10 protein-coding genes and 1 pseudogene are annotated in these 22,672 nt (G+C 36.0%); 3 read left to right on the top strand and 8 right to left on the bottom strand.

Translation table 11 applies throughout. The features are described from left to right. The first annotated feature begins 267 nt into the window (after positions 1-267). Together IC221_RS24585 and IC221_RS24580 are read left to right on the top strand one after the other, a co-directional pair. Positions 268-2,304, top strand: a complete 2,037-nt coding sequence (locus IC221_RS24585) for a 7TM diverse intracellular signaling domain-containing protein (protein ID WP_188171489.1) — start codon at positions 268-270, stop codon at positions 2,302-2,304. Between the two features lie 92 nt (positions 2,305-2,396). Beyond that, positions 2,397-3,425: a DUF3667 domain-containing protein gene (locus IC221_RS24580; RefSeq protein ID WP_188171488.1), complete on the top strand. Its 1,029-nt coding sequence runs from the start codon at positions 2,397-2,399 to the stop codon at positions 3,423-3,425. A 164-nt stretch (positions 3,426-3,589) separates the two neighbouring features. Here the strand turns inward: IC221_RS24580 and IC221_RS24575 are convergent, their stop codons facing one another. From IC221_RS24575 to IC221_RS24560, 4 genes are all read right to left on the bottom strand, one after another. Then, positions 3,590-4,534 (bottom strand): hypothetical protein, encoded by a 945-nt coding sequence (locus IC221_RS24575; protein WP_188171487.1) that lies wholly within the window; start codon positions 4,532-4,534, stop codon positions 3,590-3,592. A 72-nt stretch (positions 4,535-4,606) separates the two neighbouring features. Beyond that, positions 4,607-8,536, bottom strand: a complete 3,930-nt coding sequence (locus tag IC221_RS24570; RefSeq protein WP_188171486.1) for an Ig-like domain-containing protein — start codon at positions 8,534-8,536, stop codon at positions 4,607-4,609. Between the two features lie 480 nt (positions 8,537-9,016). Then, on the bottom strand, positions 9,017-12,427 hold the full coding sequence (locus IC221_RS24565; RefSeq protein ID WP_188171485.1) for an NPCBM/NEW2 domain-containing protein: 3,411 nt from the start codon (positions 12,425-12,427) through the stop codon (positions 9,017-9,019). A 422-nt stretch (positions 12,428-12,849) separates the two neighbouring features. Then, positions 12,850-16,041: a glycoside hydrolase family 2 TIM barrel-domain containing protein gene (locus tag IC221_RS24560; RefSeq protein ID WP_188171484.1), complete on the bottom strand. Its 3,192-nt coding sequence runs from the start codon at positions 16,039-16,041 to the stop codon at positions 12,850-12,852. A 667-nt stretch (positions 16,042-16,708) separates the two neighbouring features. Here IC221_RS24560 and IC221_RS24555 point away from each other — a divergent pair. Then, positions 16,709-18,094 carry an RICIN domain-containing protein gene (locus IC221_RS24555; RefSeq protein WP_188171483.1) on the top strand — a complete coding sequence of 462 codons (1,386 nt, stop codon included), beginning with the start codon at positions 16,709-16,711 and terminating at the stop codon, positions 18,092-18,094. A 185-nt stretch (positions 18,095-18,279) separates the two neighbouring features. Here the strand turns inward: IC221_RS24555 and IC221_RS24550 are convergent, their stop codons facing one another. The 4 genes and pseudogenes from IC221_RS24550 to IC221_RS24535 form a co-directional block, all read right to left on the bottom strand. After that, positions 18,280-19,251, bottom strand: a complete 972-nt coding sequence (locus tag IC221_RS24550) for a tail fiber protein (protein ID WP_188171482.1) — start codon at positions 19,249-19,251, stop codon at positions 18,280-18,282. A 102-nt stretch (positions 19,252-19,353) separates the two neighbouring features. Further along, complete coding sequence (locus IC221_RS24545; RefSeq protein WP_188171481.1) at positions 19,354-20,673, bottom strand: hypothetical protein; 1,320 nt, start codon at positions 20,671-20,673, stop codon at positions 19,354-19,356. A gap of 32 nt (positions 20,674-20,705) precedes the next feature. After that, entirely contained in the window at positions 20,706-22,373 is a 1,668-nt protein-coding gene (locus IC221_RS24540) for a hypothetical protein (protein ID WP_188171480.1), read from the bottom strand. A gap of 71 nt (positions 22,374-22,444) precedes the next feature. After that, a pseudogene (locus tag IC221_RS24535) lies at positions 22,445-22,672 on the bottom strand (hypothetical protein); the annotation flags it as partial.

Below are 22,672 nucleotides of genomic sequence, written 5' to 3'. Positions count from 1 at the left end.
CCTATAATTTCACTAGGGTAACCAAAATCACCAAAAAAGTCTTAATCTACTATCTATCAATATCATGTAAGTCTATTTTGTAATATTAAAATTTGAAATGCTATTATTTCATTAACTTTCAACTCATTTTTATATTATTTCTGACCTAGTTTTAATAAATTAGAGCTGTATATATGAGAATGCACACTTGTTAAGATGTGACTTTTTTGTTTTTATATCATGTAAGACATGAACTTACATTTTACTTTTCCATCTATATAAACTAAAATGAATAAATACAAACTAGTTTTACTTTTTATCTTATTAGCTCAATTAACGTCTACTTATGCCTCTACCCCCATTAATATTAGTGATAAAACGGAGGTCTATATAGATGAATTGCATCAATATGATATTAATACGATACAAAATAAAGAGTTTAAAAATTTAGGTGAAAAAGTTTTAAACTTCGGAAATAATAAAGCAACTATCTGGATTCGATTTAAGCTTCAAAATAATTTCCATGAGCCTATATTACATTTAAAGACTGCTTTAATTGAGGATGTAAATTTATACACACCTATAGATGAAGCTGTGTATGATTTACAAGAAGATGGGTATACCAAAAACTTTTTTGACAAAGAATATAAAATTCCTAATACCTATTTCAATATCAATAGTGATTTTAATCCAGACCGCTATTTTTATCTAAAAATAGACGCTAATTATCTTCAGTTTTGGTTGTATTATGGATCTTCCAAATCCTATTTACAATATGTATATGACACTAGTATAGCAGATGGTATTTATTATGGATTCATCCTCATCATGCTGATCTATAATCTGTTTGTTTACTTTAGTGTAAAAGACGACACCTACCTCTATTATGTTTTATATGTATTAGCCGTTGGGCTGATGGTTGCACACTTTCAAGGGCATGATGCACACTTATGGGGAAATATACATTTTATTGCGAAACGAGGACCGATGTGGCCTGCCATTGCAGGGTTAGCTTCTGTAGTTTTCGGCTATAAATTCCTTAAAATCAAACAGACCCTGCCAAAGCTTAGAGCTTTGTATTATACAGGGATGGGTGTATTTGGAATTGCTATACTTGCTGTTCTTTTTGGTTTTAATTTGGCTTGTTCCATTCTCAATCAGATCGGTGGGCTTTTTGGGGCCATCATCATGCTGTACTCTTCAATCACATTGATCAATAAAGGAAAAAAGGAAGCTCGTCTTTTCTTAATTGCCTTTAACTGTTATTTGTGTGCTGCTGTAGTATTTGTATTGGCTGGTGCTGATATCATTCCTTATAACAAACTCACGGACTATGCTTGGCAAATTGGCTCTACTTTCGAGATGTTCTTCTTAGCCCTAGCAATTGGTCAAAAAATTAATGAGTTGGAGATGGAGAAAAGTAACCTTATCATCAATCAAAATAAGATACTCGAAGAGAAAGTTACGGAAAGGACTGAGGAACTCAACGCTACAAATGAGGAATTAAGCGTTTTGGTAGAACAAGTTTATCAGCAAAATGAGATGATCAATAAGAAGAATTCTGATTTGGAATCTTCTATTAATTATGCTCAAAGAATTCAGAAATCTATACTACCAACTGACGAAGAACTTAAGGCTAATATTCAGTCCTTCTTCATCTATTACAAGCCTAAAGATGTTGTAAGCGGTGATATTTACTGGTATGAAAAAATGGGTGATCACCATTTCTTTGCAGCGGTAGATTGTACGGGGCATGGTGTACCGGGTGCGTTCGTCTCTATGATGGCAAGTAATTTACTGAGAGAGATTGTGGCAGCCTCAAAATCACCTTCACCTCATGAGATATTAGATCAGTTGGATGAACATGTAAAGAAAAACTTCAACCAAAAAAATAATAACAATAAGGAAGGGATGGATATTTCTCTTTGTATTTGGGATGATACAAAAGAGAATTTATACTACGCCGGAGCTAAAAACCCTCTTGTGATCTTGAGAGAGGACAACAAAATAGAAACAATAAAGGGGGATAAGAAATCTGTTGGAGGAAATATTCACCCACACTACGATGCCATGAGATTTACGTCTCATCATATTCCATTGACGGATGATATTAAAGGATTTTATATTTTCTCTGATGGTATACAAGATCAGTTTGGTGGAGAAAGAGGTAAAAAATTAATGAAAAAAGGCCTTCTTGATATCATACAAAAATACGGTGATCTCAACGTGGAAACACAAGGACAAAAAATTGAAGCTGACATTGAACAATGGAAAGGAAATCAAAAACAGATCGATGATATGTTGCTAATTGGTTTTCTTCCATAATAAATCTATTTTTAAAAGCATGTTCCAATTATTATTTCAAAATTGAGCATGCTTTTTAAATGACTAAACTTCCTTCTCTTAAATAATTATCAATGACAAAGCAAGATTTAAACTGTACTAACTGTGGTCATGAATTTTCACCAGGTGAACATTATTGCCCTTCATGTGGTCAAAGCAGGGCAGATTACAATACCAATTTTCTCACCATCATCAAGGACTATATCAATGAAGCTTTTGGTATTGACTCTAAATTAAAGCACACTTTTATCCCATTTTTTACCAAACCTCAATTTCTCACAGAAGAGTTTCTTAAAGGAAGACGACAAAGCTATGTACATCCCGTCCGATTGTATCTGATTTCAAGTTTATTCTTCCTCTTCATTTTCAACAATGTCATTATTGACAAGCATTCTTTCAGCTTGGACCTTGAAAAGCATTTACCAAAAGATAAAAACGAAAAATTTCTCTCCGTAGATATCGATGAAGGAAATGATAAACCAATTGAGGTAGAAGCCATAGTGGATTCGATAAAAAATGAATATCCAGATCATGAAGAAAACGATGAACTTATTTCTGAAGAGGATGATAAAAGGATTCGAGATATCATCTGGTTTATTCGTGAAACCGAAACTGTAGATGATCAAACCATAGAAGATTCATTGGGTATTACATCTTGGTATCAAGTGAAAATGATTAAGCAGGCTCAATATTTTTATAAAGAAAAAGGAGTTACTTTTTTTCAAACTGTTATAGAAAATATTCCTATTGCAATTATGCTATTAGTTCCTTTGTTTGGGTTGTACTTAAAGCTTTTATACATCCGAAATAAGGAAAACTTATATATCCAACACCTACTTCTATCCGTACATTTGCACGCCTTCTCTCTCTTTATTTTTGGAACCATTATCCTAAGTACATTAATTCCATGGGAAGTAAAGACTTGGATAGGCAATGGTCTATTTTTCTATTGGATGGCAATGGTATTATTAATGTTTAAAAAATTCTATAAGCAAAGTTGGACCAAAACCATTATTAAATTATTTGTTGCTTCTTCTTTTCATAGTATTATGATTTTTTGGGTCATTTTATTTGAAGTTCTAATTAGTTTATTGATTTTTTAGAATGAGAATAAAAACTCTAGAAACAGAATTGCATTGTAAAATACATTTTCGTTTATTTTCAAGCTTTCCTTTTTTCATAGATGAAAAATAAAGCGAATAAAAAAGCATGCTTGTTACTTTATTTAAATTACAAGCATGCTAAAATTGGATAGACGTCTTTATTTTTAGATTTTAGACACTTTCACTTCTTTCTCTAGGTATTTTTCAACCCATTGCTCCCCAACGGCATTCAGATTACCTGTCGTAAGGTCAATTCCTTTCCAACTATCATAAAGAACAAGACCGTTAACTCCCGCTTTAATCGCTGCCTCAATACGAATATCTTTATCTTTAAATTTCTTGTTCATATTGGTTTCTGAATCCCATACTTTCAAGCCTTTAGCCGACTTTAAGAATTTAGACCACTTGTTATGTTCAAACCCAAGGTTATGTGTTGTTGCTACAGAAATGTAATCTTTGATATCTGTTTTGTTTAAGATTTTCGTTCCTGAACCCACTCCCCAAGTACATGGACCTATTAATTGAGCTTCAATATTATTTTCAGCCAATCTTTGATATGTTTCATTAATTTGGCTTGCCGTCCAATATTGTCCTGGCTGCCCATCTTCATTAAAAGGACAAATCCAATCTACTGGATATTCTTTAGAGAACTTCAAGATACGCTCTACTAATAAATCTGTGGCTTGATCATCTCCTAATACTTTTTGACCAGTATTTTTACCCTTATTGATTCTGTTGACAATTCTACGAGCACCTTCCCAAAGTGCAGGATTAGCGAATATCTTAAACCCTCTCGCTTTTGCTTCATGGTATAAATAATCATACATCTTTGGATTAGGATTCACCTCTTCACCAAATATTGTGATACGGACACCATCTACTTGCATCTTTTCAAAACCGTCCAATAAATGATTGACCTGAGTCGTATCCTTTAATTTATTATGGATTTGTGCTTGCTTTACATCAGCAATTACAATTTCCAAATTGCCTTTGTACTTCTCATTCGATGGAGCTTGTACAATATTATTTGTCTTTTTTTTGTTGGCGTTTACACACCCCACCAACATTAGTGCAGACAAAAGTACCGCTGTTATTTGTTTGATCTTCATCTTTTTTAATGTTTGAAAGAAAATAGGCCGCCAAGTCATCTCGGCAACCTATTTTTACACACTTTTCACTAATTACTTGAAAATTACCTTCCTAATTAGGAATTGACTACCCACACCCACTTTGATGAGGTATAAGTTATTTTTATTGAATTGATATGGAATTGTTACTGAACCATTAGATGGAATTTGATGCTCTTCACTCAAGAGTACCTGCCCATCCAAATTATAAAGCACCAATCCTACAAACTGACTCCTTTGAGATTTATCTTTAATGTGAATACCATCATTGGTATAAGTCACCTCTAAATCTTGTGCTAATTCATCCTCAATACTCGTTACATCATCGTTTGTCACGGTGATTGTAACTGTACCTATATTACTTTCTGTTTTTCCATCATTGGCTACATAAGTGAAAGTCACTTCCCCTTCAAAGCCAGCTTCCGGGTAATATTCTACGCTACTTCCCAAAAGATCTAATCGACCTGAAGTCACATTTTTGATTATATGATAGCTCAAATCATCTCCATCTTGATCAGTACCTTTTAGTTCGATAAATGCAGCACTAGAATTTCTCACTTCTACTGTAATATCTTCTACAACAGGTGCGTTATTTTCCTCTTCTTCTTCTCCAGTATTTCTAACCAAAAATGTAATTGTTCCTGTTTCGCTATTTTCAAAACCGTCATTGGCTACAAAAGTCAAATGATCTTCTCCATGGAACCCTTCATTAGGTGTGTAGCTTAAGTTAGGTACATCACCAGTTACTGTTCCGTTAGTAGGTTGATTTACAATACTAAATGTTAGATCATTGCTATCATCATCCGAGCCTGTTAGTACAAAAGAGACGGTCTCCCCTTGATTGAATAAAAACTCTTGATCATTTACAACAGGTTTGTTATTGACAAACGGTGTTACTGTAATAGTAACTGTGGCAGTATTACTGTAATCTTTACCATCAAATGCTTTAAAAGTAAATGTATCAGTACCATCAAATCCGTCATTGGATTGATACGTTAAATTTGGTAGTTCACCCGTCAATGTTCCATTTGTTGGCTGATCAACAAGCTCATATGATAAATCATCTCCATCCTCATCCGTTGCCGTTAATGTTACTTGAAGTGAAGCTGTAGACATTACTTCCAGATTTTGTACAATAGCTACTGGAGCGTTATTTGGAATTGGGTTGACTGTAATGCTTACAGTGGCTACCTCACTATACACTTGCCCATCTGTTACTTTAAAAGTAAAGCTATCATTACCCTCAAATCCTGCATTAGAAACATAAACTAGATCAGGTAAATCTCCTGTCAAAGTCCCATTAGTAGGCTCATCAACCAACTCAAAAGTTAGTTCATCATCCTCAGCGTCAGTTGCTTCTAAAGTAATATTGATGGACTCATCAGAAGTCACTTCCACCTCTTGACTTTTAGCAACTGGAGCAGTATTTGGAATTGCTTCAACAGTGATACTTATAGTGGCTACATTACTATAAGCCACACCATCAAACGCTTTGAAAGTAAAGCTATCATCACCTACAAATCCTACCTCTGACACATAAGTTAGATTTGGTAACTCCCCTGTTAATGTACCGTTGGTCGGTTCGTCCACAATTTCATACGTAACAACATCTCCGTCTGCATCAGTAGCTTCTAATACAACAGATAAATTCTGTTCAGAAGTCACCGATACATCTTGATCAACTGCCACTGGAGCTGTATTAGGAAGGTCACTCACTGCAATATCAACAGTGGCAACATTACTATAATCTGTACCATCAAAAGCTCTAAATGTAAAGGTATCATCACCAACAAAACCTGCATCTGATACATAAGTTAGGTTTGGTAACTCCCCAGTTAATATACCGTTTGATGGCTCAGTCACCAACTCATACGTTAGTGGATCTTCATCAGCATCTGTTGCCTCTAAAGTGATTGCTACACTTTGAGCAGACATTACTTTCACGACTTGACCTTTTGCTTGTGGGGCCGTATTTGGAACAGGGTTTACAGTAATAGTCACTTTCACTGCCTCACTGTACGCAATTCCATCAAAAGCTCTAAATGTAAAACTCTCTTCACCCTCAAAGTCTGCATTAGATACATACTTTAAATCAGGTACATCACCAGTCAAAGTACCATTGGCTACGTCAGTTACAATTTCATACGTTAAGTCATCTCCATCAGCATCTGTTGCCTCTAAAGTGATACTCAACTCATTGCCTGAAATAATATCTAATGTTTGAGATACAGCAACAGGGGCACTATTGCCTTCGTTCATTACGGTGATAGCAATTGTACCTTCATCACTGTCTGTACGACCGTCATTTGCCACATAAGTGAAAGTTTCAATTCCTTGATAGTTTTGATTTGGTGTGTACTTGTAAGCATCACCTACCAATTCAAGTAGTCCATTTTGAGGTTGTGTTTTGATACTTAGTTTAATAATATCATTGTCAGCATCTGTACCTTCCAAACTGAATTGCACCGCCTCTCCTTTTGTAGTTGATAAAGTCACTTCCTGAACTACTGGAGCGACATTACTACGACTATTTGTATTATTTCTGAAATGCTCATTTAACGCTTCTACTTCCGTTTTCTTCGCCGTTAATTCAGCATTTGTTTTCGATTCATCAAAAGCAAAATCTACGGCAGATTGTAATGCCGATTTATAACGGTTTACTATTTCTTGAAGGTACTCTGTATCACCACTTCCAATTACAGCATTCACATATAAATCCTGACCTGTTAGAATTTCAGCGTATAAATCATAAGCATCTGTTGGGACTACAGTACCACGAATACTGACATGATCAAAAGTAAAATATTCTCTTAGTGATGAACCATCTGTTTTACCTGTCCTGTTCAAACCCACCATAAATGAGTAACTATCTTCAAAAACTAAGTTATCTTGGAAAAGTCCACTCATAAAGTCCATTTCATTGACTCCATTTCCATATTTTTCTACTCCTGATAAAACATCAAGCTGATAATAGTCGACTCTTGTTCCTCCCCCATCTCTTGCTTTATCATGATAAATAGAAGCTCTATATGCTCTTGATTTACTGTATTCTCCAGACCCTGCAAATATTAATTCATAATTATGAATCATCGCTTTGTAGCCTTCTGCAACAGTCATATCGTAAATAAAACCAACTTTATTAAAACCTAAGTTATTGTTATTTTTGGCCAATCGCATACTAAATGTTTTATCCTGCTTCCATTGTGACTCTCCTCCTTGTCTTGTCATCTCAGTTGCAGTAATATTTTGGTTGGTAGAAACTGCTGTCATGTCTTTATTATCTAAAGCGTAATCCAATTCAAAAGTTGGGATTGAAAGGCCTTCAACGTATTCTCCCTCAATGATTACTTTGTCAACGTACCAATTGAAAATATCATCCTCATAAACTCCTCCTCCATCTTCTTCAGGAATAGGGTTTCCTCCTACTCTCTCTCCTCGACCAGCCAAATAAACAGAAAGGTACTCTCCATTTTTAACATTGCTGTAATTCTCATGAGGAATGTACTCCGTTTCTTCTAACTCATCAGAAAACAATAGATTTCCTGACGATTGTTCAGGGTCACTATTCGAGATAGCGTTACCGTTCGTTTGAGTTCCAATTCTAAACATGTAAGTATTACCTGTGCCATCTTCTCCAATAGCATTAGGATCTCCAGCGTGATCTGATTTCTGGATCACTCTTACCTTGTTGATTTTAAACTTAGCTCCTTTATTGGTATGGATATCAAAACGGAAAAAAGTATTACTATAATTTGTAGCGTTGTTATTGGTGATTTGAGTTACAGCCATATTATCTGCAATCCCTTGATTTACTAATTTTGATCCACCTACAATTGCTCTTTGAGGATAAATCACATGATCCCCAATTCCAGCAGTAGAAGCACCAAAACCATTTTGAAAGTCGTAAGTAATTGTTACTGCTTCCTGGGCATATCCCCCCAGTGATAGTAGCAACAATACGCTAATAATAATAATTCGATTCATTGTCATACTGATTAATAGTGTTATAAAGGGAGCTTGGGACCTCATGATCATCATTGACCGATATTAGATCCCAAGCTTATGTTTCGTTAGTTGTAAACTAAATTTCCATCAATTTTCACTCAGCCTTTTTGTAAGATTTCAAAACATCTACTTCCAAACTTCCTTCTTCTTCGTTTTTGTCTTGAAACAAAAAGAAGCAAAAAATTCAAGGCTTAGAAGTCAAAAGCTAAATTCCATTTCACTCGCCTAAATGATTTTAAACTCGCTAAAGCTCAAACAACAAAATCATTTTTAACGGCTCACTTTATGAAATTCTTAACGCTTTTCCCTTCAAGGCCAGGGAAGTACTACCAAACGAATTAGGTAGAAAGTCCATTAGCACTAATGTTAAGCGAAAGCGGTATTTGTGTTCTACAAATCATCAGAAATATCCTGATCTCTAAAAATCACAAATAGCCGAAAACCTCGTTTACAATGTATTTAGTTCGATTTCAATAGTTTACCCACAAATACTTCGTCTGCATTTGTGATACTGATAATATATAACCCTTGATTGAGTTGAGAGAGATTTAAATCCAATGCAATTTTATTTTGAAGAGATTGTTGTGTGATCATTCTTCCCATGCTGTCATGAATAGTCAATGTTCCAGTCACAACTTTTGGTAAAGTGATATGAACATTAGTTTGGAAAGGATTAGGGGCAATCTTTAATGAAGACCTGTCAATTTCAACACTTGTTACATCATCTTGGTAGTTCTCATTTTTGTATAAACGAGCATTGGCAATACCTACGTTAAAGCCAAGACCTGAACTTGGAGAAGTTGTGATCTTTAAGGTCTCTACGTCTCTCACATCAATACTAATTTTTTCAATTGGTGTATTTGCTGTAATCGGTGCTGACTCATACAGTAATTCATCATCTCCGAACACTTTAAGGATAGCAGAACCGCCTAAGAAATTATCTTCCAAACCAATCTCTGCTTCAAAATCATCAAAGTAACGCTTCACATTGTACTCTACTTCAGTATAATAGCTTAATGTCACTGCATCATACTGCTCTGAGCCATTGATCATCAAAACAGAATCTTCAGAGAAACCTTGATTCACTTTTACTTCTCCTAAATTCACTCTTGGTTGGATTTCTGATAAATAAGTAAACTCTTCGGTATCGACTACTTCCCACTGATAAATGGCCACTGTATAAGGTGCTACTTTATCAAAAGTGAAAGCGGTAGGATTATCTATTACAACAGGACCTTCAAGACGTATATTATTAGGATTATCAGGTATATTGTCCACATTAATATCATCGGCAAGTGCTACCCATTTTTTCAAGACCACTTTATCATTCATCTCAAATGGTAGCGTTGTGAAATCAAATGTAGTGTTCAATTGTTTTCCGTCTGAAGTATTAGGGATTACCACTGTCGCTATGGTGTTCTCTTCATTGACCGATGCTGTAGGGTAACTATTCCATATCTCAGCATTTCGGTGTGTATATTTTTCACCCTCAAAATCTGCTTTTACAAATTGATCCTGATGTAAATGTGTAAAGATATGATGAGCAAAACCTTTCGCTTTCAAGAAACCTCCAAATCTAGTCTCCACCATCGTTGTACCATCATTCTTAAAGAAAGAGTGCGTTTGAATACCTAAAACTTCGTCTTTATAATTATTCATCATTTGATGCCATAATACAATGGCATGTGGAATAGCAGAGAAGTTTCTTGGCGTTCCGTACTCCGACAAGAATTGCTGTACATGAATATCTGTAAGACTGGTATTGTCATATTTCTCTAGGTATTCTTTGAACTCATCTACTTTTGAATTGTATTTCGCAATTTGTGATAACTCAAAGATATACTCTTGACCTGAAGAAGCTTCTCCCCCTGGATAATAGTGTTTTGCAACGGCATCATATGGTTCATTCTCATCGGCCATGTACTTAAAGAAGTTTTCATGTTCAAATGAACTTACCACTGTAATGGATGGATCTACTGCTTTCATAGCGGCATAATATTCACTAAAGCCTGCATGAGGACCTGAAGTATAATTGACCAATACATCTCCTAAACTTTCTGGAATAGCACCATTTACACCATCACCAAACTTAAAAGTACCGCCTGTTCCGCTTGTGACAACAAAATGCTTGTCTGTCGCTGATGAATTATCAAAGTTTAAAACCTCTGTCCAAACTTCACCATCAATGCTCACTTTGAATTCTTGACTTAAATCTATTGGAGGAAATTTCACTTTAAATTCCTGCTCTGGCGTACCGTCTAGAGTACATTCTTCTGCCACCCAAGTAGTTTGTTTTACTGCTCTTTGATTGGTGAAAGATTCTGTACCACCATAAACATAAAATCGAGCATCTCCAGAACGAATTGTCTCTCCACCACGAACGTCATCACCATTTAATGGATAATTTAAGACAGACAATTCCCAATCACCGTACAACTCGTTACCTACTTCCCAAACATTGATATTGTAAGGTTCGTATTGATCGTTTTTCGCTCTTTCTAAAGCCCAATCTTTTCCTCCGTTTGGATTTGCCCCTACTTCAGCATTCATATATTCCACAAAATCCGCAGCGTCTTGAGGAGTTCCATAGGCAAAAGGAACCACGATTGAACCCTTATTTAAGTAAGTTGTATTCAATAGCTTTCCAAATTCATCTGGCCCAAAATTGTTATTGAATGCTTTACCGTTGCTATGTGCATCAAGGTTATCCACTCTTTCACTCGTAGGACCAATTGCTCTTTTCCAATTATAAAGGTTGGCCATTGTTCCTCCTGGGAATCTGAAAAATGCCGAACCTGTATAATTGGCTAAATCAATGACTCTTGGATCTAAATCTTCTAATGTCGGATTCCATAAACCTTGTCCATCAGCGTTGTAAGTAGAGTTTGCTCCATGCCACTCTGCTTTTCTCTCCATCAACATTGAGCTCCAATCCACTGTTACAGTAACGTCAGTTGGAATAATGATAACTTGGGATTTAAAGTGATCCAAAGCGTCATCCATTTCTGTTGCTGCAGCGTCTAATTCCTCTTGCGAAAGGCTACAATCATCCATTTTTGATTTTACAGTAGCAATATCTGCCTTCAATTGATCGATCGCCTCTTGAGAGTACTGACCTGAACCCTCTTTAATTGCTAAAAAGTTTTCTGCCTCTAAAATACTTTGACTGATTAAATCTTTGTTGAGCTGAGGACCTTCCACCGTTTTGAAGTAGTCAAAAAATGTGATTACACCATTGTTCTTAGAACCTTGAGAATACATTTTGATTGTCGTAATTGGAGAGTCACGTACCACTTCAGGCAATGGTAACTGATCAAATTTCAAGACACCATTTAAATAAATCGCAACTTGGTGATTGGCATTAAATACCATTCTTATATCATACCATGTATCAACAGCATAATCTGCATCTAACAATGAATGCTCTTCTGGGAAATTACTACCACCCGGTACACCTCCATTTTCCAAAATATCCCATCTGATGTCTCTTCTACCATAATCAGGGTATTTTAGACCAATCCAACATTTGTTGTTGGCATCCAAAAAGTCCATTTTGAAAGTATATCCACCACTATTATTGGACTTTACTCTAAAAGAAATTTCAAATTCATTTTGAGAGAATGCCTCATAATTAATGTTGGCTTTTGCATGTCCACCACCTGCAGGTGTTTCCATATGCAACATTCCTTCTTTGAAATAAATATCACCACCATTGACATTTCCAGAAGTATTGATACTGATATAAGAAGGTAGATTATCCATATCTGTTTCTACTTCAAAATCATCATCAATCAATGTTTTACATTCTTGTCCGTATACTTGCGTAAAAGTCAGCAGAAAGAATAGAAAATAAAAAGTAATGTTTTTCATTTGTAGTTGTTATTTAAAAAATTCATTTCATAAATCAGCGATGATTATGAGAGCAATATTAATCTTTAATGTCGCAAGTGTTAAGCCGTAAGGTTCACTTGTGGTTTACATTTGGGGAAATCTCCCGACTTCGAAAGAAATGGTTATTATTCCTTTTGTATTTCGAAGTCAGGAGACTTCGCCAATTATGTGTTCCAAGTGACGCTATCGCTTAACACTTGAAACATGGTCTCTAACTAAACATCGCTGTCTTTTTATAATTAAGTACCTGTTCAAAATTATCTATAGCTTAAATGCATTTGAATTAAACTCAGGTTTCGTTAAAATTTTTCGTCTTAGCTACGGCTAGGACGAAAAATTTTGCCTTACCTGAGATCAATTCATTCTACATTTATAAACTATATTTAATTATGATCAGCTACTTAAAGCTGAGATTTTTCTTCTTTTGATTTTGGAGAGATGTAGAATTGGAAATGATAAGGTTGTGACGGAACTCTATATTCCACCGATGGTCTACCTACCTCATTCCAAGAGTTGTTTCCACCCACTCCCATTTGAATGTGATCTATATTAACAGTCAGGTTGTCCGACTTTTTCAAGTCAATTGTGTGTTTTGCCTCTTCAATATTTTGATCTGAATAAGGATAAACACTAAACTCAAATGGTTGAGCACTTGAGAACTTCACACCACTATTTTCTTTGTTTGTCAAAACAAAATTTCTAGTGGCTGTTCTATTGGCATAAGCTTGAGGCAATGCATAATCTTGTGCAAACTCATTCAATGCCATTGCATAAACGCCCATCATTGCACCCACATTTCTATCAATATAATTTTCCTCAGGTCCTTTACCATACCATTCTATGTTTGATAAAGTGTTGGGCACTTCCATTTGCATTCCAACTTTCACCATATTAGGTAGTGGCGCATGAGGAACATAAGCTGCTTCTACATGTACATTTCCGTCTTTACCCAATGTATAAGTCGTGGTCCAAGAAGCCTTATCTTCAGGCAATTGATATTCTATATTGATGCATAAACCTGCATTAGAATCTTCGATATTCATTGCACTGACTTTTAAATTCTTAGAAGCAGTTTTCCAGTACTTTTTCTTCTTATGTACATTGGATGCTCTCACGTCATTGTCAGTAGCTGGTCTCCAGAAATTTGGAGTTGGCATTTTGCTAATCAGCTCATTATTTTGATAAACAATTTTTTCGATAGTTTGACCTTTTTCATCTAAAACCACTTCAAAATCGTTGTATGAAATCTTGTTGCCCTTCTTACTCCATTCTCCCTGATTTTGAGCAAATGCAGGAGTGAACAATCCTCCTTGTGGAACTAAGTATTGATCTTGTGCTACAACATGACCTTTCTCTGCATATTTACGCTCTTCCTTTAAGGTTGCTTTTAGAGTAACAAAATACTCCTTAGAAAGTTCAAATTTAGAAATTGAGATAGGAAGTTTAACTTTTTGAGATTTTCCTGCTTCAATAATCGGACAATCAAAAGTCCCTTTTTCTACCGATAAACCATTCGCTAAAACTTCATATTCAAAATCATAAATCGATGTATTTTCAAAGAAGTGACGGTTTGAGACAGTCACCTTGAAAGCCTTGAAATCAGCTACTTCAAAATGAATAGGTTGAAAAGCATGCTTGATCTCATACATCGCCGCTTTCGGTTGACCATCAGATGTAATCACACCATTTAAGCAGAAGTTGCTTGCATGGATATCTTCTCCAAAATCACCGCCATAAGCGAAATATTTTTCTCCATTTTCAGCAGTCACCTCAATTCCTTGATCTCTCCAATCCCAAATATATCCTCCTACAAGACGGTCCACACGACGAATTAATGTCCAGTAATCTTCAAAGTTACCCGTACTGTTCCCCATGGAGTGAGCATATTCCGTCAAGATAATAGGACGGTTTGTTGGATCTTTTTCCGCTAATTCTTCTAAACTTTCAAGTAACGGATAGAATCTCCCCAACATATCTAAGTACGAAGGGTCTGTACCATTTGAAACAATTTTGTTTTGATTTAATTTATCCTTGAATTCTTTTGAAGTATAATCCAAATATTCTGGATGTGTTGGATCCCCTTGTCCACCTTCATAATGGATCAAACGTGTAGGGTCAAAATCCTTCGTCCAACTTGCCATTGCAGCATGATTGAAACCTGTACCTGATTCATTACCTAAAGACCAGAATATGATTGACGGATGGTTCTTATCTCTCTCTACCATTCTCACCATACGATCTAAAAAGGCACCCGACCACAAACTATTATTTGTTAAGTCACCTGTAATACCATGAGTTTCTAAATTTGCTTCATCCATTACGTATATACCATACTCGTCACATAAGTCGTAAAACTTAGGATCATTAGGATAATGTGAAGTTCTTACAGAATTGAAATTAAATTGCTTTAATAATTTGATTTCGTGACGCATATCCTCCTCTGTCACCACTTTGCCAGTCAAATGATGGTGATCATGACGGTTCACACCATAGATCAATACAGGTTTTCCATTGACAAGGAAACGGCCTTTCTCATCTGATTCAATTGTTCTGAAACCCACTTTTGAGGTACGAACTTCCACCACCTCATTTTTAGTATTGACCAATTCAATATATAGATCATAAAGATGAGGTTGTTCAGCTGACCATGTTTTTACATTTTCAATGCTTTGGCGTATATGTGCAAACGGCAAGTCGTCTCTTTGAGGTCTCTTCTTTATCACTTTTTTCACGCTTACCTCTGAAGAATTCACCTTCACACCGTTGTCTTTTAACGTTGTTCTGATCTTGTAATCCTTCCACTCCTGTTGAGCGTAAGGGCTGGTCACTTCAAAATGGATTTGTAAATCGCCATTTGTATATTGATCCGTTAAGCCTGCTCTTACAAAGAAATCATTGATCCTCATCTTGTTTTCTTTGATCAATTTCACTTCTCTATGAATACCAGACAATCTCCAGTGGTCTTGATCTTCAAGATAAGCACCATCAGAATATCGATACACTTTTAATGCTACAGTATTTTTTCCCTTTTTGATATAAGGTGTAATATCAAATTCCGAAGGCAAACGATCATCTTGACTGTAGCCCACCATTGTTCCATTAATATTAAGTTCAAAAGCCGAAGTCACACCTCCGAAATGTAGAATTACTTTCTCTTTTGTCCAGTCGTTGCTTAATGTAAATTCCTTTTGATATAGCCCCACTTCTTGTTTGTTGTGAGGAATAAAAGGAGGATTTACCTTACCCCAAGGGTATTTGGTATTGGTATAAATACGCTTCCCATAATCCAACATTTCCCAGTTAGAAGGGACTTCTATTTTATCCCACCCTTTTACGTTTAGATTAGAAATATCAATTTCTTCCGTAAAAGTGCCTACGTATTTAAAGTTCCATTTTCCATTTAAAGAAATAACATTGGATTGGTTGTCTTTAGTTGCTTCTTGAATGTTGTTGTAAGGAATGGATGTCGCTCTACCTTGCAATTTATTATATTGATAAAAAGTAGGGTCTTCCCATTTCAGGTGTTGTGCTGATAGATTAGAAGTCAGTATCACACATACAGCTATCAGTATATTTTTTATAGTTCTCTTCATCGTTAAAAGTTATATTCTTTCATCATACTTTTGACTTTACAATTTTAATCCTAATTGAAAGAAATGAGAGTTGACAAAATATGATAAAGGGGGGTAAGATTTCGTAAAACGCTGTTTTAGACCTATTAAATACAGTTTTAGCTGAATTATGGTCAACTTTCAATCAAACTTTCAACCAGTTTTTATAAGGTCTACTTTCAAGGTTTCTTCTTCTTCATTTTTCCATTGATAAAAAACGAAGCAAAAAATCTAGGCTTTGAAGTCAAAAGCTAAATTCCATTCCTCTCGCCTAATGAAAGGCTAACTCGATCAAAACTTCATCGTTTTGAGATGCTCAAACAGCAAAATCATTTTTAACGGCTCAATACATGAAATTCTTAACGCTTTTCCCTTCAAGGCTGAAGAAAGCACTACCAAACGAATTGGGTAGAAAGTCAACTAGCGCGAATGTTTAGCGTTAGCGACATTCGTGTCTTACAGATCAGCAGAAGTCTCCCGACTTCTTTTATATCACAAGTGTTAAGGCGATAGGTTCCACTTGCGATGATATTTAGCGAAATCTGCTTCACTTTTCGAATTTTTCAACCCCTAAATATGATTACGTACCCCTTTTTAAATTACAAAAACAACCTAATTGTAATTGTTACACTTACTACCAATTTTTGAAATGAAACAAATTATTTTAATCTCTTTCTTTGTTCAACTGCTATTTTGCTCTTGCACAAAAAACCTTATTGATGAGAACAAAAACATCCAACAGGTAAGTAATCAAAGAACTACTTCCTTCACTCATTCCTATACTCAATACAGAGGTAATCTGGTTTGGGTGCTTGCGGATGTCAAACAGGCACAAATCAAAAACAAACTTACTTCGGAAAGTCAAATCGACAATTTGTTAGACGGCTTTGAAAAGATGGGAGTAAATGGCATCCGTATTACCATTTTCGCCGACAATGTAAACCCAAATACTGCTATGTTTGACTACCTCTATACTGAGGCTGTTAAAAGAAACCTTAAAGTATTTGCCAACCCTGCCCTTTGGGAAGGTGCACGCCGTATTGCCAATGGTGTTCTTTATGACGAAAACGGTGGTACAGGTCCGAGTGTTTTAGGAAAAACATGGGCTAAAAATGCGTTAGTGGATCGTATCAAACGTTTTTCTAACCAATACCCTTGTGATTGGATTTCACCCTTTAATGAAGACGGTGCTCCTGGTAAATATTGGTATGCCAATCAAATGGATAATATCTACAGTGAGTTGTATGGAAATGTAAATGGGGCTGAATTGATTGGTCCTTGTACATGGGGTGTCCCTGCCGGTACGGACATTCTAAATCAGACGAATATTAAGCAGTATATCAGTATTGCTACGACGCATAACCTTGGTTTTGATCACAACGCATGGGATGGATTTATTCAAGCTTCTGGCAATTTGCCTACTTGGGATTCGGAAACAAACCTCAACAAAAAGTATGATAACAAAGCTATCCGAATTGATGCTGCTATTGATGCAGGAGTCAATGGATTGGTGTTGTATGATAGTTGGAAAGGTGTGGATTTGTCCAACGGTGAGCTGAACAGTACAGGAGAGTTATTCAGAGAAAAAGTAGTCCCATTTTATTATATCCAAAATTATGGCACCTCTCAAAGACTTAGACCACTAAACGATCAAAATGGAGCCACAATGGTGGTGGATAGTAACACCGCTTCAGATTATTACTGTCAATGGTCTATTGAAAAAGGAAACGAAGGGTATTTCCGATTCAAAAATAGAGCGACAGGAATGTATTTCCGTCCAATAGATAATGATGATTTTTCAGATTTAATTCAGAGGTCTACTTTCAGCGGTGTAGCTCATCATATCGAATGGGAAATTGAGATCGATGCAGATACTCACCTTCTGACAAATCATGGCTCAGGGAAACGCTTCAGAGCCAAAAACAAAGGGAAGGATTATAGTAATTCTTCTTCCATTGACGACATCAAAGTCGAGCAAGCTCCAAAAGCATGGACCGGTGACCAAACAAAATGGACGCTCAATCCCATTAATTAAGAAGCAATTTCTGGTGTTCCATTAGTGAAACACCTTATTATTTAAATCAAGTGTAACGAATGGAGAACTTTCTAAAAAGGGAGTTCTCTTTTTTTTTTAAGGTGGGAACAAAAGCTAATAAATAGGCTATTACTTACCATCATCAACCCACGATTTTAAATCATGGATTAATAATGGAAAGGGATTTACTCTTCAAGTTTTGAGATTCTCTCCAATAATTGTTGAATTAGTTTCTCTTGACTTTCCACTTTATCCAAAGATCTAGTAAGATCTTCAATCTTTTTCTCTTGCTCAATAGTATACAAAGTCAATTCCTCAATTTTCCTTAACAACATCGCTTCCGTCTCCCCAACATTTACTCCATTTTCTTCTACTTCTTTAGCTGAAGGAACATCGGGTAAATGTTTATGTTCTTTTATATGTGCTTCTACTTCTGATAAGGATTTTAATTCGTAATCTTCTTCGAATACGTAGTCGGCCCAGCCAGTGTAGACTTTTACTTCTTCGGCTCTGATTTTTCCTTTTACAGATAATTTAAAATCAGATGTATTAGTTGTACCTATACCTACGTTCCCATTTCCTGAAATCCTCATTCTTTCACTATATGGTTGAGTACCCTCGTAATCTCTTGTATAGAAAAGCATATCCACTCTATTACTCCATGAACTAGTAGATTGGGCAAAAATTCCTACTGATTTTTGATTTGGAGAATGCACATTTCCAGAATGATCTAAAGTTAAAGATAGACCTACCATTCTATTATCATTAGTTTGAGGACTATTGCCTCCTCTAATAACCATAATATTTGCTTTTTCGGCTGTTTGAGCAACTGTACCTGTATAAACATCTAACTTAGACTGTGGTGTCACACCAATTCCGATTGACCCTTTATGACTAATAAGATTACCATTTTTGTAAAACGAAAAACTACTAGATCCATCGAATTGAATACCTAATCTTGAATTATCTGCTCCTCCTGCATTATTTAGATATGTATTTCCATCACTACTAGCAAACAACGAAATTGAATTTCCGATTGAAGTATTTTTTAAGCTAAAAGACCCCTTAACTGTTAAAGTTGAAGTTGGGTTATCAATACCAATTCCTACTCTTCCACTTTTGTAAATAAAATCATTCTTGCCTCCAATCTCTGTCATGATTTTTTCTTGACTATATAAGTTTAAGGAACAAAATATTGATATCACAAATAATATTTTTCTCATCTTTCAATTATGTTTATTAATTCTTTAAAATAATCATTATTTTTCATTGACAAGTTTTTTTATTAATTCAATTTCTTTGTGAAGTTTTTCAAACTTATTTATCTTTTCATTTTGTTTGTCAATTAGTTTTTGTTGCTCAATGATATACAAAGTCAACTCCTCAATTTTCCTCAACAACATCGCTTCCGTCTCCCCAACATTCACTCCATTTTCTTCTACTTCTTTGGCAGACGGAACATCAGGTAAATGTTTATGCTCTTTGATATGAGCTTCTACTTCTGAAAGAGATTTCAAATGATAATCTTCTTCGAAGACGTAATCCGCCCAACCGGTATATACTTTTACTTCCGTTGCTCTTATCTTGCCGTCAACGGATAATTTAAAATCAGAAAGGTTTGTTGTTCCAATACCTACATGTCCTCTGTTATCTAATCTCATTGCCTCTGTTCCATTTAAAATAAATGCTAATGGATTATTTGTGCCTGATGTGGAAATTACCTGTCTTCCTGAAGCACCTTCTCCATAAATATTAATAGTCCTTGTAGCTCTATCTTGTATTGACAACCCTGATGTACTTTTTTCAGATGACTGTTTAAGGAATAATCTTGAAGTTGGTGAAACAGTACCTATTCCAACATTCCCACCTCTAGCATTTAATGATATGTTTGAAGCTGTAGTACCATGATCAACAGATTGAAAGTAACTTACCCTATTTTCTGTATCCACACCAATTTGTAAATCTTGATCATCTCCCCATATCTGTATAGGATGTTCGTAGCTCCATTCAGGACCAGAAGAATCTCCTTCCTTAAGTATATGTAATTTAGCTCTTGGTGTTGAAGTTCCAATCCCCACATTTCCATCACTTGTTCCTGCCATTACATTCGATTGGCCTTTATTACTTGTAAAATTGAAGGTTAGTCTATCACGGGAGTAATTAGCATCTTCAACATAAAATCGGGTGCCTGATCCTGTTGCTTTATTGACGAAACTCCAAATCGTATTTTCATGAGTTCCATTAAAAATGACATCCGAATTTGAACCATTCACTTTAAAGAGTTCCCTCGCATGGCTTTCATCTCCTACACTTAAAGTTCCCTGAAAAGAGGAAGCTTGGCCATTACCTCTGAATGTGGTGGTACCTCCTAAATTAAAGTAGCCATATTTACCACTTTCATTATTTGCTAAGTGTAGTCTAATTACCTGCTCGTTATTTTCCTGAGTTATGATTAATGCTTTATCGTTACTTGTATTTTGATGAATATTCACACTATTAGCATCTACTTCTACTTCTTGAGCAAACAATAGAAAGTTAAGCTGACATAAGAAGATTGTTGTAAAAAAGAGTTTTTTCATTATTATAGTTATCTAAATTATTAATTTTTAAGTTACATATCACCAATCCCATTAAACCCAATTCTGAACACCCATGGGCTGTTTTGGAGGGGATTATCTTCTGTTTCATAGACAAAAGAATAGAGCAGTTGGAAGTTGATGCCAAAGAAATCACCGAACTGAAAGGTGTACCCTGTTCCTGCTCGGAGGGAAGGATACCAATGCCTTTTGTATTCGGGTTGTGTGGGATCGGAGGCGTTCATGCTTTCTACTTCACCATCTATATGTGGATAACCTTTGAAAGGGGTGTATTGGGTAGATAGTCGACCTCCGTAGACCCAAAGGTCTTTGTCTTCTACTCTAGCGTAACGAACAACGGGTGACAAACCGATATTTGTTTTCTTTTTGGCTCCTACAGTTTTATAAAACTTTGGAGCAGCCTCTACACTTGGGTTTTCTCCAGCGGTGACATTGATGCCCCCTCCTACTTTGAGGAATTTGCCAACATCAACAGTCGCTTCAGGAATTTCCAATTGGTCTGTTTCTGGATCTGCAAATGGGATATCTTTTTTGGTGGATAATTGGAATTGCCATGGGTTGCCCTCAACGGGGTCTACCCAACCGGTTTTTCGCATGGCGGAAGCTTCGATGGTGAAGAATTTCCCTACTTGCAGAGAGTATCCTGCTCCTACTAAAATATCACTTTTCCATCTAGGAACTGTTGTCTCTTGAACGCCATCTTGAGAAATATAAATAGAGTCTGCTTCATATAAACCTGAATATTCCACTTGAAAATACGGTAGGTATTTATGAGGCTGAACTCTTGTAAATATTCTTCCTCCAAAAGACCAATTGGTATGCAGGGAATCATACAGCATTGAGATATTGGGACCAATGCCAACACTCCATGCTTCGCTAAGAGGCAGTTGCAATGACGGGGAGTAAGTGACTTTGAGTGGGTCTTGTTGTGAAATGGTAATTGTATTTCCAAAATTCAAAGCTTTTGTCAACAAATTAAAACCTTCACTGAAAGACATATTTTGCATATCTTTGAATTTCTCCAGTATTTTGAGGTTGGGACTTTGGATTTCTCGGTTGGGATCAAAACCATTGAGATTGCTTTTGACCACCTGATCCAAGCCTTTTTTGCCGAAACCTACAGAAATGCCTGCCAATACGCCCCAGTCGTTATGCTGATAGTGGTAGTTGATATCTGAATACAGCGTAATGATTTTATCCTTTTTATTTTTCCAAGCATAACCACCGCCTACACTGATATAATTGGTGTTCGGTTGCCATCCGTGACCTGCATTGAGCATGCCTTTTCTTTGTTCGCCTAGTCTGTATTTTACTTTCCCTTCGGCCAACCAACGGTCTGAAATCCCTAACGATAAGGAATCGGTATTGAGCATCACATTCAATCCCATTGTTGCTTCTGCTTCCCAACGTAAATAGCGATAGCTGACACCTGCGGTGAGATAAGGGGCAATGTTTGGAGCTATTGTTTCCCCCCGATTGAAATCGTGGGCTTTTGATACACCGATTCTACCTCCTACAAAAGGGACCAACTGTGGCATCTTTCCCATCTGCAACAAACTATCTTCCAACTGCTGTTGTTGGAAAAGCTGTTTCTGTTGCTTCAGCTCAGAAAGAGAAGGATAGGTTTGTGCATGTAAAACCCCTAATGTGAAAAATAATAATAGGAAGAGCGTGTACCTCATTTTTTGATGTTTGCTTTATTTAAAGTTGATAGTTGTTTGTCTTGAAGTCAAAAGATAATTTTAATCAAAGGCTAGTGCTTTACTAGTTTCTCCACTTCTGCGATGGATAAACCAGTTCCTTCTGCTACTTCCTCCACACTCAAACCCATTGATAAAAACTTTTTAGCTGTTTCAATTGCTTTAAGATTTGCTCCAATCTCAATCCCTTCTTTTCTACCTTTCTCCTTGCTTGTCTCCAATGTATTGACATAATCACGGAAGCGTTTCAAATCTTCATCATAAAGTTCTTGGTCGGCTTT

It is taken from the genome of Flammeovirga sp. EKP202 (assembly GCF_014534745.1).
Taxonomy (GTDB): Bacteria; Bacteroidota; Bacteroidia; order Cytophagales; family Flammeovirgaceae; genus Flammeovirga.
This window is presented reverse-complemented; position numbering and strand designations above follow the sequence as displayed.

Excerpts from the sequence above, each read along its gene's own strand:
- IC221_RS24540 (WP_188171480.1), bottom strand. The coding sequence starts at position 22,373 with ATGAGGTACACGCTCTTCCTATTATTATTTTTCACATTAGGGGTTTTA.
- IC221_RS24565 (WP_188171485.1), bottom strand. The coding sequence starts at position 12,427 with ATGAAAAACATTACTTTTTATTTTCTATTCTTTCTGCTGACTTTTACG.
- IC221_RS24570 (WP_188171486.1), bottom strand. The coding sequence starts at position 8,536 with ATGAATCGAATTATTATTATTAGCGTATTGTTGCTACTATCACTGGGG.
- IC221_RS24550 (WP_188171482.1), bottom strand. The coding sequence starts at position 19,251 with ATGACAGAGATTGGAGGCAAGAATGATTTTATTTACAAAAGTGGAAGA.
- IC221_RS24560 (WP_188171484.1), bottom strand. The coding sequence starts at position 16,041 with ATGAAGAGAACTATAAAAAATATACTGATAGCTGTATGTGTGATACTG.
- IC221_RS24585 (WP_188171489.1), top strand. The coding sequence starts at position 268 with ATGAATAAATACAAACTAGTTTTACTTTTTATCTTATTAGCTCAATTA.
- IC221_RS24555 (WP_188171483.1), top strand. The coding sequence starts at position 16,709 with ATGAAACAAATTATTTTAATCTCTTTCTTTGTTCAACTGCTATTTTGC.
- IC221_RS24575 (WP_188171487.1), bottom strand. The coding sequence starts at position 4,534 with ATGAAGATCAAACAAATAACAGCGGTACTTTTGTCTGCACTAATGTTG.
- IC221_RS24545 (WP_188171481.1), bottom strand. The coding sequence starts at position 20,673 with ATGAAAAAACTCTTTTTTACAACAATCTTCTTATGTCAGCTTAACTTT.
- IC221_RS24580 (WP_188171488.1), top strand. The coding sequence starts at position 2,397 with ATGACAAAGCAAGATTTAAACTGTACTAACTGTGGTCATGAATTTTCA.